Origin of the sequence: Brevibacillus sp. NPDC058079 (genome assembly GCF_042885155.1) — a bacterium.
Taxonomy (GTDB): domain Bacteria; phylum Bacillota; class Bacilli; order Brevibacillales; family Brevibacillaceae; genus Brevibacillus.
This window is the reverse complement of sequence record NZ_JBHVSO010000003.1, coordinates 574,657-589,202: the sequence shown is the minus strand read 5'-3', so window position 1 is coordinate 589,202 and position 14,546 is coordinate 574,657. Positions and strand designations below refer to the sequence as shown.

12 protein-coding genes and 1 pseudogene are annotated in these 14,546 nt (G+C 47.2%); 9 read left to right on the top strand and 4 right to left on the bottom strand.

The genetic code is table 11. The features are described 5' to 3' along the window. Positions 1 to 15 precede the first annotated feature (15 nt). The 5 genes and pseudogenes from ACFVS2_RS12925 to ACFVS2_RS12905 form a co-directional block, all read left to right on the top strand. On the top strand, positions 16 to 1,152 hold the full coding sequence (locus tag ACFVS2_RS12925; RefSeq protein ID WP_390234422.1) for a VanZ family protein: 1,137 nt from the start codon (positions 16 to 18) through the stop codon (positions 1,150 to 1,152). Positions 1,153 to 1,235: 83 nt separating this feature from the next. Beyond that, a complete protein-coding gene (locus ACFVS2_RS12920; protein ID WP_390234420.1) occupies positions 1,236 to 1,997 on the top strand; it encodes a DUF4253 domain-containing protein in 762 nt (253 codons plus the stop codon). Between the two features lie 87 nt (positions 1,998 to 2,084). Then, positions 2,085 to 2,522 (top strand): SRPBCC family protein, encoded by a 438-nt coding sequence (locus tag ACFVS2_RS12915; protein ID WP_390234418.1) that lies wholly within the window; start codon positions 2,085 to 2,087, stop codon positions 2,520 to 2,522. A 112-nt stretch (positions 2,523 to 2,634) separates the two neighbouring features. Further along, positions 2,635 to 3,021 carry an iron chaperone gene (locus tag ACFVS2_RS12910; protein ID WP_390234416.1) on the top strand — a complete coding sequence of 129 codons (387 nt, stop codon included), beginning with the start codon at positions 2,635 to 2,637 and terminating at the stop codon, positions 3,019 to 3,021. Positions 3,022 to 3,045: 24 nt separating this feature from the next. After that, positions 3,046 to 3,344 (top strand): annotated as a pseudogene (locus tag ACFVS2_RS12905) (NAD(P)-dependent alcohol dehydrogenase); the annotation flags it as partial. Positions 3,345 to 3,418: 74 nt separating this feature from the next. Here the strand turns inward: ACFVS2_RS12905 and ACFVS2_RS12900 are convergent. The 3 genes from ACFVS2_RS12900 to ACFVS2_RS12890 all read right to left on the bottom strand — a co-directional run bounded on the left by ACFVS2_RS12900 (position 3,419) and on the right by ACFVS2_RS12890 (position 8,456). Then, a complete protein-coding gene (locus tag ACFVS2_RS12900; RefSeq protein ID WP_390234414.1) occupies positions 3,419 to 4,264 on the bottom strand; it encodes a DegV family protein in 846 nt (281 codons plus the stop codon). Between the two features lie 224 nt (positions 4,265 to 4,488). After that, a complete protein-coding gene (locus ACFVS2_RS12895) occupies positions 4,489 to 5,346 on the bottom strand; it encodes an amidohydrolase family protein (protein ID WP_390234412.1) in 858 nt (285 codons plus the stop codon). 14 nt (positions 5,347 to 5,360) lie between these two features. After that, positions 5,361 to 8,456, bottom strand: coding sequence for a GNAT family N-acetyltransferase (locus ACFVS2_RS12890; protein WP_390234410.1), 3,096 nt, complete (start codon positions 8,454 to 8,456; stop codon positions 5,361 to 5,363). 234 nt (positions 8,457 to 8,690) lie between these two features. Between ACFVS2_RS12890 and ACFVS2_RS12885 the strand changes: the two genes are divergently transcribed. Continuing rightward, the gene (locus ACFVS2_RS12885) at positions 8,691 to 9,221 is read left to right on the top strand and encodes a hypothetical protein (protein ID WP_390234409.1); all 531 of its coding nucleotides are present in this window, start codon (positions 8,691 to 8,693) and stop codon (positions 9,219 to 9,221) included. Here ACFVS2_RS12885 and ACFVS2_RS12880 read toward each other — a convergent pair. After that, positions 9,166 to 10,380 carry a GDSL-type esterase/lipase family protein gene (locus ACFVS2_RS12880; RefSeq protein WP_390234407.1) on the bottom strand — a complete coding sequence of 405 codons (1,215 nt, stop codon included), beginning with the start codon at positions 10,378 to 10,380 and terminating at the stop codon, positions 9,166 to 9,168. The genes ACFVS2_RS12885 and ACFVS2_RS12880 overlap by 56 nt on opposite strands. 292 nt (positions 10,381 to 10,672) lie before the next feature. On the opposite strand from ACFVS2_RS12880, the gene ACFVS2_RS12875 reads away from it, so the two are divergent. From ACFVS2_RS12875 to ACFVS2_RS12865, 3 genes are all read left to right on the top strand, one after another. After that, positions 10,673 to 11,869, top strand: coding sequence for a DUF418 domain-containing protein (locus tag ACFVS2_RS12875; protein WP_390234405.1), 1,197 nt, complete (start codon positions 10,673 to 10,675; stop codon positions 11,867 to 11,869). A gap of 161 nt (positions 11,870 to 12,030) precedes the next feature. After that, complete coding sequence (locus ACFVS2_RS12870; protein ID WP_390234402.1) at positions 12,031 to 13,503, top strand: S-layer homology domain-containing protein; 1,473 nt, start codon at positions 12,031 to 12,033, stop codon at positions 13,501 to 13,503. Positions 13,504 to 13,640: 137 nt separating this feature from the next. Continuing rightward, a complete protein-coding gene (locus tag ACFVS2_RS12865; protein ID WP_390234399.1) occupies positions 13,641 to 14,540 on the top strand; it encodes a helix-turn-helix transcriptional regulator in 900 nt (299 codons plus the stop codon). The last annotated feature ends 6 nt before the right edge of the window (positions 14,541 to 14,546 follow it).

The following is a 14,546-nucleotide window of genomic DNA, read 5'->3' as shown; positions in this document are numbered from 1 at the left end:
AAAAGGAGTACTCTCATGTCATCGTACGTATTTCCCATTCAATATGCTTTTCTTGTTTTTATGCTAGGTTCTTATTTATTGTTTGTTCCCTGGCTCATTTACACGTATAGAAAAGATGGGTTTTTTAGTTGGTGGAGGTTCATTTTAAACGCCTCCTTTCTTTTTTATTTGCTTTGCTCTTTGTTTTTGGTGCTGCTTCCTTTGCCAGACACGAGGGATACTTGCGCGATGCAAGCAGAGAATACGGTTTATTATTCGCTGATTCCCTTTACCTTTGTCCGTGATATTCTCAAGGAAACTTCGATGGTATGGTCCCATCCATCCAGCTATATTCAACTCATATCAGAACGAGCTTTCTTGCAAGCCGCATTTAATTTTTTGCTACTGCTCCCATTTGGCGTTTATCTCCGGTACTTTTTCCAGAAGCGGGAATATTGGAAACGGGCTTTGGGGCTTGGTTTTGGGTTGTCGCTTTTCTTTGAGGTCACACAATTAACGGGGATTTATGGCATTTATAATTGTCCCTATCGACTGTTCGACGTCGATGATCTTATACTCAACAGCAGTGGTGTTTTATTTGGATTTTTCATTGCTCCGATCATACTGGCTTTGTTTCCGTCCAATAAAAGCATAGAAGCGAAAAGAGAAAGTGTCATGGAGAGTGATATCGTCCTCCCTGTACCGCAATTGCTGGCGTTGTTGATCGACAGTATTGCAGTTCAGTTCTTGTCGGATTTGTTTGGCGTTCTTCTTCCGGTTGGCTGGCTGACAGAGGTGATCAGTACCTCGCTCGGTATGCTGCTTTGCTTCTATTTCATTCCAATTTTATGGAATGGAAAGACGATTGGATCGGCGATTTTGCGGTTCAGACTGGTGAACGAAGATTCCGGGAAGCCATCCGGAATTGCTTTATTCAAGCGATTTCTTGCGCTGTATTTCACTTGGTTTTTCATGTACACCTCGAGTGCAATCGGTCAGATAGAGAGTTTAATGGAGTCGGCTTTTTATCCATTTCTTATCCTTTTCTCCTTTGGCGTCATCGTAGTGATTTCGCTTGTACTCCTCATTCACGGTCTGCTTGTGGTGTTTTCCGGCGGTAGACGCAGGTTTTATTTTGAATTTGCGTCCAGAATAAGACCAACTCGAAAGTGAATCCAAGAGAGGGTACGCAGGATTTTTCTGTTAGATGTGGTAAGATATACGGTATGAAAAAATGCAAAAAAAGAGGTGTGACGATGGTAGAAGAGTTGTCAAATTACCTAAAAGAATGTGACATAGAAGTGGTTGCTGGGGAAGACTTCTCGGTACCTTCTACAAAGGAAGATAAGCACAGCATTTTGGTCCTGCCTAGCTATAATATACTAGAGATGATAGAAGAAGCTGTGGACGAAGAAGGATCACTCTCTGATTATGTACATAACCAGCTAGAGGAGGTTCATCATTTATTAGTAGAGGATGTCTTTCGGCAAATTGTAAAATCTCGACTTTTGTATACAGACATTTCATCCGAGTTGAAAAATTTGGATGGGAAGAACTTTGAAGAAATCTATAAGGCATATTCCCTTATATGGGAAGGTCATGAGCTAATCAATGAACAACTCAGTGAAACAGAGATAGAGTCCTTTCTCATAAGTGAAAAATGGGTGCAGGATCGGTTAGAAGATGATTCCTTGATTGTTATGGAATTGCCGCTAGCATCTGGTTATGAAGCACCGTTGTGGGTCCCGATGGGCGGCTATAATGACTGCCCACTACCTGTTTATCAGTCCGTTATCGTAAAGCACTGGCAGGAGGCGTATGGGATCAAGATTCTCGCTGTGACAGAGGATACTTGGATTTTTCAAGCCGGTTCAAGACCGCAGACCTACCAGGAGGCCCTAAAGCTGGCACAAGAGCATTTCATCTTTTGTCAGTACGTTTTGGATGAGTTTCCTTCATTAGGGCATTACGCCGATTATTTAATGAAACAGGATGTGTGGTATTTTTGGTGGGATTAACCCGCCATATTCCTGAAATATCTCCCGTGTTCCGACAATAAACATAACAAGATACCAAAGAACACTGGGGGAAGGAATGAGCAAATCATGCCTCAAGGAATACATGATGTGGAGCTGAACCAGCCCATCGGGTCGGTATGGCAGTTTGTGAGTATAGTGGAGAATTGGGTTCCACTGGTACCTGGCTACATCAGCCACGAGGTAATCAATGAACGACGTGTCGCTTGGACGTTTACAGGCGATATCGGCATCATGAAGAAGACGATCAGCCTGCAAGTGGATATCACCGAATGGACTCCGCCAACTGAGGTGAGGTTTAACCTGACAGGGATCAGCGGGAATTTTACCGGAGAGGGTTACTTTAAAGCGAGGGCAATGGGTGAGGCGCGGACGAAAATGACGGGGTGTCTGGATATCACCGCCCATGGTGTGAAGGGCCCCATGATCAATTCCATTCTGAAATCCAATCTTCCCAAGACAACGAGGGAGCTCGTGGAGGCTATTGGAAAACGTATATCGAAATAGCATCCTTGCCACCAAAACGAAAACACGCCAGCTCGGCGTGTTTTTTTGTGTCATGCACGTTTGGGAGATAATAAAGGCATTCCCCTCTGAATTGAGAAAGGAGATCTCCTCCATGAAAGAAACCAAAATCACGTATGGGTCCATCGATGATTATATTTCGACGTTTGCTCCTGAGGTTCAGGAGATTCTGCAAACGCTAAGAGGAGTAATAAAGGAGGAGGCGCCGGATGCGAAGGAAAAGATCAGCTACCAGATGCCGACCTTTTCGCTCCATGGAAATCTGGTGCATTTTGCTGCTTTCAAAAATCATATCGGTTTTTACCCATCGCCAGGCGGAATAGAGGAGTTCGAAGAGGAAGTGAAGGAATATCACAAGTCGAAAGGGACATTGCAATTTCCGATCGATCAGCCCTTACCTTATGATCTGATTAGGAAAATCGTCCAATTCCGAGTAGCGAGTAACTTGAAAAAAGCAGATGATCACGACTCTGCTTCATGAAATAATCGCTATACCCACCCCTTTTTAACACATGAAGAAGCCGCTGCGATTCCTTTTGGGGGAACGACCGCCTTGCATTTTTTTCGAAAAGGAAAGCTTCAAAAGGGACAGAAAGTGCTGATCTACGGAGCTTCTGGATCGGTAGGGACATCCGCGGTACAGCTTGCCAAGTATTTTGGCGCTGAGGTGACAGGGGTATGTAGTTCTGCCAATTTAGATTTGGGAAAGCAACGAAGTCCCATTGCGTAAAAGCACTGGCGCCCAATGGGTTATTCCTGACAGTGGATGGGCAAGGGATTGCAAAGGTGCGGACGGAGGAAATTGTGCCAAAATGAAAGGCAAAGGGGGCAGCTCTTTGCCGAAAAAAATCAGCATGTGAGACTGCCCCATTTAACTCTTACTCATTCCGCCAAGCCAACGCCAGCGTCCCCATCCCAGCATGTGCCCCAATCGTAGAACTGATCGGTCCAACCAACACCTCGACATCGGAGTACTTGCTCTGAATTTTCTCTTTCAGTTCCAGCGCTTTGTCCAAAACGTTGCCATGCAAAATCTGCACGTGCTTCACGGTGTAATTCTGTTTGGCTTTCTCCAGCTGTTCCAGCATGCGCTTGACGGCTTTCCCTTCGGTACGAACCTTTTCATATACTTCAAACAGCCCATCTTTAATTTGGAAAATCGGCTTGATCTGAAGCAGATTGCCGATGAAATATTGCAAACCGGTCATTCGGCCGCCCTTGTAAAACTGGTCGAGACTGCCAACCAGGATATAGTTCTCAAATTTTTTGTATTCCTCGCGCAAGGAAGCCGCAATCTCCTGATAGCTTTTTCCTTCTTTGGCCTGCTCGATTCCGTTTAAGATAATCGAGGTAATCGGGTACGACATCAGCTTGGAATCTACCGGCTCGACAGGGAAGTCTACCATCTTGGCTGCTGTTGCACTTGAATTGTAGGTCCCACTCAGATCAGAGGAGAGGTGGACAGCAATCGCGCATTCATACTCTTCCTTTAATCGTTCGTAGAGCGTCACAAATTTTCCTAAGGAAGGCTGTGACGTTTTGGGAGCATAACTAGCCTGTACAATTTTTTGATAAAGCTGTTCAGGCGCTAAATCAATGCCGTCTTCAAAAGTGCCATCTTCAAAGATAATCTCCAGTGGAACGACGTAGATGTCATGCTCTTCCATGATGTGATCAGGGATGAGTGCGGTGCTGTCTGTAACCCAGGCAATTTTTTTCTTCAAGGAAACATGTCCTCCCCCATTAAAGTAGAAACCTAGTCTTGCTCTATCTGTACTAGCGAAAGCTTTGGGTCATGGTTGTCCATTACTGATGTTGTATAAGCAAACTCGCATATTCTATCATAATACGAAAACTGTCGGTTTTTGTCGTAAATAGAAGAAGTTTTATTGAACAAATGAAAAATCCCATGTTTCTTCGAGAGGAAGAGACATGGGATTCGTATCGTCTACTCAACCAACGGCTTGATTTTGGGAAACACCTTCAATGCTGTCTTGTAAAACACATCCTCGTGATACTCCGCTGGGATCAGCTCTTGTACAAACTGGATATACGGCTTCACTGGCGCCAACGGCCAGTCCGTTCCGAACAAAAACTTGTCGTAATGATCACAATAGGTGATCGCGTGGCGCAGATGGGAGAAGAAGAGCGGGGAGTCCGCGAGTCGCTTGCAATTGGCTGCGTCACCGACCATTAAGCCGGAGAGATCTGCAAACATATTGCGGTTTTTATAAACGACTTCTGCCCCATCGAGTACCCATGGATCGCCAAAATGGGCCATCATGAAATGGACGTCTCGATGCTTCACTGCCACCTCGTCCAGTGTGAGAGGGTGGGAGTATTTTAAGAGCCCACGCTCCGAGTACGTATCGCCGGTGTGAAAGACGACAGGTACCTGGTATTTGGCTGCGAGCGCATAGACGGGATCGTAGACGCTATCATAGGCGTAGAATGGATAGTAGCCCAGATAGATTTTCAACCCGACCACATTGGGCTTTTGCAGGTCAGCTTCCAAGCGTGCTACTGCTGCTTCATCCAGCTTGAACGGGTTGATTCCCAGGCAATAGACGAACTGTGGCGGCAACTCGTCTGTCAGGTCTAGTCCCATGGGAGTGACAGCTTCCACATCGGGGAAACCGTCTAGCTGAGTCTCTGTTAAGCCCATGCCTATCCCAAGGACCACGCCGTTCTCGGCATATTCTTGCAAGAGACCAGCGACGGAGTAATCGACAAACGACTTTTCTGCCGCCGTCCGCTTGAATTCCTCGATATGGGATAAATGCATGTGCGCATCAATGATTTTCATTGGGAAGCCCTCCCTTATTTGGCAAAGCGTATCGCCCGTAAGTCAGACAAGGCATTGGAAGGAAGCGTGTTGTCGGCAAACAGGAAAAAGACAGGCGGAGTAAAGGTAGTGCTGTTGTTTGGTAGATTCAGTTCGCGTATGACAGAAGCTACGGCCACTTCCTTGTTTGCGTATACTTGGAGGTCCGCAGTATCGAGGTCAGTAACGATATGCATCTGATCCTTGCAGGAAGCTCGCCCGAGGACATAATCGGATACCTCAAGGACATCCAATTCACCTTGTGCCAGCTTGTAGCTGAGCTCCTCGCCATTCGTACCGATGGTTTTCAGCCATACCGCCTCGTCCTCGGTTCCTGGCTGCAAAAAGATGTCAGTGGCTAATTCCTTGCCAGCAAAGTACGTTCCGGTATTCTGCTCGATCGCTACGGTATGACAGAGGACAGGTACTCCTGGCAGCAGTAAGTAATACTGATGGCAAGTCAACCCGCGATACTTCTCCTGCTTTTTCACATGGTAGCTCACCTTGATTCCCTGCCACGCATTTTGCTTGTTGTCGATTAGCTCGACAAAGGAAGCAGTACGCTCTTCTTTAACCAGTGAAAACGCGCTTAACTCCTCCATATAGTTGCCGATTCCACCTGTCCATGGATTCCACCAAGATTTCGGCTTCCGTTCAGGGAATGCGCTGTCCAGCCACTCCTGCCCATTGCTTGTAAGCGAGTATAGCGTCGGAGCAAAATCTGGAGCAGCTTTGATCCGCAATCGTCCATTGTCGGCGATATAGACCTGCTGTCCTTCTTCCACTGTTTGCTCCTGTATGACTTCGCCTTGACCGATTGGGAAAATCGCGCTCTGCAAATGCGACACATGCGTGGCAAAACGTCCCTCTACTTGCACGAGGTCATATGGTTTTTCTGGCGTCTTGAAGGAGAAGCCAGATTCCGTCTCTTCCTCATCCTCTGAAAAGCTCTGCGTTTGTTCGGAAGCTGACTCGCTCAAAAGAGATGCCATCAGTTCTCCGTCCAAGTACTGCTGCTTGTATTCTTTCACCTGTACATCCAGTTCCTTGCTTGTGACAAACGGATTTTGCCCATTGGCACTCAACTCTAGGTGAGAGGTCAAGAGCAGGTCTGCTGGCATAGGTTCTTTACGGGCAAAGGCACGGAACTCTTTCCAGTCAGCATAGCCCCCATGCGAGAAGTGGAAGGTGCCGAACGATTTTTTTTCATGTGGAGCAAGCATGCCGAGATTGGTTTCAAGTGTGACGTACCAGCCTTGAATGTCAAAACGGTATTCAGGAGGCCAGCACATTCCCCATGGGGCCGTTTCATCCTGTGTAAACAGCCAGTTTTCACTGACTAACTCAGCATCCCAATAATCCATATCGCTGCCGTAGGAGGATGGTGTTTCAACATAACGGCCTTGGTACGGCACAATGGGGCGATGAAAACTGTGACTAAAGCCTTGGTTTAGCCAAAGCTCAGTAGTCAGCTTGTCAGCAGAGTGGTTTTCTATCTCCATTCCGTGTTCTACGGTGCCATCCCCGAACAGGAGCGTTTTGCTAACCAGTGCAATTTGCGGGTATGCCCCGGAGCGATACGTTGCACGGATGCCGATTGCTCCCTTTTCCACGATAAACTCAACTTTCTCGGCACGCTTCTTCGAGAACTCGCTGGAAAACGGTTTGCCGAGCTTGGGATAGAGGAAGTTAGTTGGCTCCCCACCTGTCCCGCCGACAACGGTTATCTCATTATCTTCTTTGTTCAAATAGAGCGTATGGCGGCCATGGTGAACTTGCCAAGCCTGTTCTGTTTCTCCCGACACCATCGCACCAAGCCCCGTAAAGGCAGCTCCGATTTTTTTGGCAAAAGAAACCGATCTGCCATCTGCGAGCTTTGTCTCCACCTGCACGTTGGCTTCGTAAAAGCCGTGTTCATACAGGTCAGCGTTAAGCGGAAGCGAAATGCGCTCTTTGCCAGCCAGTTTCAAAGTGTGGCGTTGCTCTTGTAAGCCAAAAAATGAACAAACGGGCAGCTCGAATGAAAATTCCGCTTCTTCCGCAAAGTTGTTTTCCACGTCCAAATAAAAAAGCGTTGTTTGTCCCGGATAGGAGAGGCCAGGTACATGCAAGGAAAGGGTAGCAGGAAACTTGGGAAGGATTCCCACCTCGAACACCGCTGCCTTGCCGTTGATCAGCAGGGTGGTACAAACACGCGGATGAGTGCGCCAGATGCTTTGTTCTTCTGTGATTGGATCGACAAAAAAGGTAGCTGACAGCGTCGTTTCATCTGTCACAGCCAGCTCGTGTTGATAATCAAAGCGGATCGTGTCGCTCGGTTGCCCGTTTAACGAAATCTGTAACGGCTTTCCTGATTTGTTGACGATCCGGTAGTGAATTTGATATTCCCGTCCAAAGACTAGCTCCAGCTTTTCCGCTTCGGCAGACACGAGATAATCCTCCGTCTCGATGAGGCGCATGCCTCGACCCCGCCGCTCAAACTCCACGCGCAAGCTCTTTTCTCCTTTTGCCCAGGAGTATGTGAAGTAATCAAAGCCGTTTTCCTTGCGTCCATCCGGCTCTACAACGATCTCCCGAGTGGAGTCCTGATACCAGTCAAGCTCCTCAAAATAGTGGGCGATCGCTTCGGTACGGAGCACAGAAGGAATCATGTTCATCAGATGGGTGGCGTCGTCCCGGTCTTCCCAGAAAAAACCGAACTTCTTATACAACGGAACAGCCTTCGTGTTTCCTGCCCACGTATACAGATCAAGTCGCGGCCAGTCGAGCTCAATCGTTTTCTCCAGTGCGCATGAAAGCAGCATCCGGCCGACTTTTTTTCCGTGAAAGTCGGGACGTACATTGAGCAAAGGGATATAGAGGGCACCGGTATCTTCCCGATATTCGGCCAGGCTGCAATAACCAACGACCGTTTCACCTTCCATTGCGAGATAGACAGTGATAGCGTCAGAGGCTGCTTCTTCTTGTCTGATTTGTTCGGCTGTCGTAATCGAATTTCCGCCTCCCCAGCTATCTCGGCTGGCATTCCACATATCTGCGACCGCTGCGGCCAACTCAGGGCGGTAGGTGACAATTGAGATTGATGCTTCCATGCTTGTTAACACCTCGATTACATTGTTAAATTATGTATCTTATAAGAGTTGTACGTTTGATCGACAAAATTGTTGCTAGTTTTCGGAAAAAGAATCTGAATATGTGATAATAAGAGTAAGCAGGAAGGAGGTAGCTATGAAACGGAAGCTTATTATTGGTGATATCCATGGATATTTTCATGTACGTAAGCTGCTACTGGAAAAAATAAATTAGAGGAAGATGCAATTGCTTTAATGGGGAATCATGAATATTCTTTGATTGAATTTTTAGACTCTCGGAACCCTTCCTTTGATTTGTTTTTTCTACATAAAATGGGTGGTATGGACGCAATAGAAAGTTTTCTTCAAGGTGTTGATGATTCAGTTTTTAACGAAATAGAGCTTGTTAAAAGATCACTCAAAGTAGAGCGCAAAGAAGAAATTGATTTTATAAATCATTTAGCTTATTACTTTGAAGATGAAGGACATATTTTTGTACACGCAGGAGTTCGTCCAAGGAATTGGCGAGAAACAACACCTTCCGATTTTGTCTGGATAGGTGAGGATAGGAATAGATGGCGGGTGTGGCTATTCTGGTGGACAACTAAATGCCTTGGAAATCAACACGGAAGGATACAGGAACCACTTTGTAAAATGTTAAAATACACAGCCCCTACCCTAGTTAAAAGGTGGGGGCTGTTTGACGCTTGCCAACTAACCGGCCATTTCCTTACTTTACAAGTCCCTTCAAGTAGTCCAGGAGCAACGGATAGAAATGCGGTTTGAAGTGAACGCCGTTGTCCGCGTATTGGATTTTGTTGGCGGCGAAGAGGGGTGACAAGTCCACGTAATCGACTTTGACTTCATCGGCCAACTGTTCAAGCGCTTGGTTGAAGGCAGTAATGTTCGCATACTGCGGCACTTGTTTCAGGGTTTCCTCGGCGACTGGCGGGATTGACAGGATGTGGAGCTTGGCCTTTGGCAGCTTGTTCCGGATGCTGTCGATCAGCTGGCGATAGCGCTCGACGAATTCCTGCTTGTCCGACAACCGAATGTCATTGCTGCCCAACAGAATGAAGACATGTTCCGGTGCCCGGCTGGCGAGTTTCTCGACATTCATGAGAGCGAGAGAGAGCGTCGCGCCGCTTGGGGCGATGACATTCGCTGTATCCACTTTGTTCAGATAGGACAACGCCCCCAGGATGGAATCCCCCAGGAAAACACTGTGCCTGAACGCTGCTTTGTAGGCTTCGTTCGTATCGGTGACCGCCGGACCGCGCGGCTGATTGGCCAAATCCGTTCGCTCTTTCAAATAGCCCAGCAGGATGGGGTAGAATGGGTTCGTGAAATGAGAGCCGTCTTCATCGTATTGAATCTTGTGCTGCCGGAAAATGGGTGCAAGGTCAATGTAGTCGATTCCCTTCTCCTTCGCCATTTTCTGCAGGGCTGCGTTGAATGTTTCAATCTGCGGGTTCATGGACGCACCGAACGGTGATGTGGCATCTACTGGCGTAATCGACAGCATGTAGACGCGGGCCGCCGGCAGGAGTTCCCTTATACGATCAACCAGCCGAGTGTATTTCTGTATAAATGTCTTCTTCGCTTCCTCCAGCGGTTCCCCGAGATCGTTCTGCCCCATTGACAGGAACACATGCGACGGCTTGCGGCTCGTGATCTCTTCGACGTTGTCCAGTGTAGATTGGACCGTTGCGCCCAATCCCCCCATAACGTTCGCTTCAGGCATCAGGTCATCGTTCGTCAGTCCTCCGATAATGGAGTCGCCTACGAACAAGCTACTGCCGAACAATTCCTGAACACTGCCTGCAGGCGCCTGTGTCGTAGCGAGCTGAGTCTGCCCCTTGTCGTCGGCCGCACCACAGGCGACGAGGGTTGATAGTATCGCCGCTGACAGAAAAATACTTACCCATCGTTGTACCAATTTCATACGCAATAACTCCTTCTTACAAGATAGCCATATCATAGAATAGAGAAATCAATATCGGGTGCAGATGAGATCAATATTGGGTGCAGACAAGAAATGTAACAAGCAGTGTCATCGTGGAATGGATGATGCCAGAAACATCGCCAAAATATTTGTCGCTATATTTGATCGGTTGAAGTTCTCCTGACCGTCCACCATACGCAAGCAATGATGGATGTAAAATTAAGGAAACGATAAGGTGCGATTTAGAAGCCATTAAGCTTAGCTCGTTACAATCAGGCTTGAGGTGATAGTCATGGAGCTACAGCAAAACCGCGTTCGAATCATCGATGGCTTGCGGGGATTTAGTTTAGTAGGAATTTTGATGGCGAATATGCTGATTTTCCAGTATGGGATTTGGGGAAGCCAAGAAATGGATTTATACGCCCTCCCCGATTATGAAATGACAGCTTATAAGCTTGTGAAAATATTTGTGGAAGGCAGCTTTATGCCGATTTTTACCTTCATGTTTGGTTTTGGCATGATCAAGATGCAGCAAAGCTTGGCCGCCAAAGGTTTGAAGCAAAAACGCTACCTTGCCCGCAGATTTTTGATGCTGATCGGACTTGGTCTCCTTCATTCGTACTTCCTATGGGAAGGGGATATCTTGGGGTTTTATGGCATGATGGGCTTCTTTCTGTTGCTGTTCATGAACCGTAAACCGAAAACACTGCTCATTTGGGGGATTGTCTTACTCTGCCTCATCAGCTTAATGGGCCTTGCTCCAGATGATCCGAATGATCCTGCGAGTATTACCGATCCTGCCCGTATGGAAACTTATGTCGTCAAAACCATGACTGTCTATGGTGCGGGCACGTACGAGGAGATCGTGCATCACAGAAGCAGTGAAGACCCGCTTGGATTGCCAGAATACATGATGATTGCTTTACTGTTGCTCGCGCCGCTTATGAGCGCACCCATGTTCCTTTTTGGGATGTATGCTGCGAAGCGCAGGTGGTTCGAGAAGCCAGAGGAAGAACGAACCTCGTATTTCCGAAACATGCTGATCTTCTTGCCAGCGGGACTTTTGTTAAAAGGGCTACATGAGTATCTGCCGGGAAATTGGTGGAGTGGCGTCGGTGAGATATCGGGGGGAACCATTCTTGCCATCGGTTACATTTTCGCCTTTGTTTGGTTCTTTTCCAGAAGCACGGAATCAACTTGGCTGCCAAGGTTTCAGGCCGTGGGGAAACTCTCCTTAACGAATTACCTTTTGCAAACCGTCATTTGTACGACGATCTTCTATGGCTATGGACTCGGATGGTTCGGAAAGATCGGGGTATTGGCTGGCTGCGGATTAGCGATCGTGATTTATGTGGGACAGCTTTTCTTAAGCCCGCTGTATCTCAAACGGTTCCGTTATGGCCCAGTGGAACGACTATTGCGTATGTGGACGAATTTTTCGCTCTCCGGCAAGACAAAGCAACGCCCAGAAAAACCTATTTCTGCTTAGCGCCAGAAAAGAAGAACCAAGTTGCTGCTCTATTGGCTACTTGGTTTTTTGTTTTTCTTGGCCTCTAAAAATATGAATCCTCTTATCGGTCTCCATCATATAATGTCAACGATTGGAAAAAGATGATCAAATGGGTCATCGTAAAGAACGGAGGATGGGAATTGGGACGTTTTCCAAGAGCAGTAATGAGTCTTGTTTTCTTTAGCCTCTTTTGCTTGATCTTCCAAGCATCCATATTCGTGCCTGTAAGCCAAGCAGCAAGTGAAGAGGAAACACCTGCCGCGGTAGAATCCACTGTAGATCTTCGTCACTTACAAGGAAAAGTCAATGAAATTAACGCCGAGAATTTAATCCAGGAAAAATATACGCCCGACAGCTGGAGCAAGCTTGTGTATGCGTTGGATGCTGCAAAAGCCGTACTGACGAAGCCAAACGTCATTCAAGCAGAAATCGATGGTGCCTTGTCCGTGTTAGTCATAGCAAGAGAAGGGCTGAAGAAGCAGGAAGGTGCAGTCGACAAGAGTAAACTGCAAACGAAAGTAGAGGAAATTGCAGTGGAAAAGCTGCAAGAAAAAGATTACACGAGGACCAGTTGGAAAGAGCTGCAGAATCGACTAGGGAATGCTTACTTTGTGCTGGATGATTCGCATGCGAGCCAAATTGTCGTAGATGTTGCCCTTGAGAAACTGATCAAAGCGAGACAAGATTTGAAGAGACAAGATGACGCGGTTTATAAAAGAGAATTGAGAGCCAAAGTGGAAGAGATCGAGGACAAAGACTTGGATGAAGACGACTACACCAGATCAAGCTGGCGTGATTTGGAAGATGCACTCGAACATGCATGGGATGTCATCAACGATCCACATGCCAGACAGTCGGAGGTAGACGACGCCCTGTACGATTTGAAGAAGGCATGGAGAAATCTAGAGGATGACGATGATCGAGACAGAGACCGGGATCGAGACAAAGACCGTAAAAAAGATTCCTATACCACACCGACAAACAGCTTTTTCACTGGAGGCAGCTCTACAGATAAGAAAGAAGAACGCCCTGTAACCAATAAGAAAAGTAAGAGCCAACGTGGCTATATCAATGGCTATCCTGACGGAACGTTTCAACCGGATCGCACGGTGACACGTGCGGAGATGGCTGCCATTTTACTGAACGCTGAAATGGTGAGCCAGTCTTCTGCGAATAAAGGAAGGTTCTTCGATGTAGCCGACAACTACTGGGCAGTAAATCCGATTCATCAAGCAAGTGCAGCGGGTATGATGAGCGGCTACTCAGATGGCACATTCCGCCCATCGGCCAACATTACCCGAGCGGAAATAGCCGCGGTTATCTATAAGTATAAGGCCTTGCAAGGTGCGGGAGGGGGCACTGCCTTTTTTGATGTGAGGGGAGATCACTGGTCATCTCCAATCATTGCAGCGGTTGTTGCAAAAGGCTACATGACAGGTTATCCCGACGGCACCTTCCAGCCAGAGAAAGCGCTGACTCGTGCTGAAGCCGTAACGATTCTCAATCGCGTGCTGAATCGCGTGCCAGAGAACCAAGCTAGCCCGCAAAGATGGCCGGACGTCGTACCTGGTCATTGGGCGTATAAAGAAATTGAAGAAGCATCCATAAAGTAACGATTTCGAAAAAGGACTCACCCTCCTGTAAAATAAGAGGGTGAGTTTTTTTAATCCTGACAAACATGATGTCAGGATTCGTGCATTATGATGAGGACAGTTACCGAATAGGTGATGAACATGAGGAGTGTAAACAGATGAAGTTGGATCGATTACTTGCCATCACAATAGAGTTGATGACGAAAAAACGGGTGACAGCAACAGAGCTTGCAGCCAGATTTGAGGTCTCTGTTCGAACGATTTATCGTGATGTTGAGTTAATGAATCAAGCTGGCATTCCCGTCGTTTCATTTACGGGAGCAGATGGTGGATTCGAGCTGATGGAAGGTTTCTTCCTAACGAAGCAGCACTTCTCTGTGAAAGACTTTTCGGTCATATACCATCTCTTAAAAAGCACGGAAGGAGCTATCGGAGGAAAATATACGACACTTGTTCAGAAGCTGGGCAGCCTGCAGCCTGCTCTACTGAATGGGGGAAATAACGAAGCGATCATTTTTAACCTGAGTACGGTAGAAGATGAGAAGGCCGCCATTCACCCGCTTTCAGAGGCGATCCAGCAAAATCGAGTCACGACCTTCTCGTACATGAGTGCATCAGGTATGGTCTCAGAAAGACGAGTAGAGCCGCTCCGTCTATTTTGGGAGCGTGGAGCGTGGTATCTTCAGGCCTACTGCTTGTTGCGTCAGGCTAATCGAATCTTTCGCCTTTCCAGGATTACCGCGCCTGAGGTGACAGAAGTCATTTTTCAACCAAGAACAGATCAGACAAGCCAGGACGAAGAAGAAACGCAAGACTTTGACGGGACACTCGCGCATCTCCGTTTTGATCCGTCCGTAGAGCTGCGTGTGTTGGAGCAATTCCCGGGAGAATGCACGCATCACGGTACGCATATCGATTTGCACAAAGTTTTTTATAAACGAGACTACGCGATTTCCGTCGTATTAAGTTATGGAGCAAAGGTGGAGATTATTTCCCCTGACGACTTAAAGGAAGACGTATTGAAAGAGATCAAAGAGATTCAGCAACGCTACCAATAATTTGAG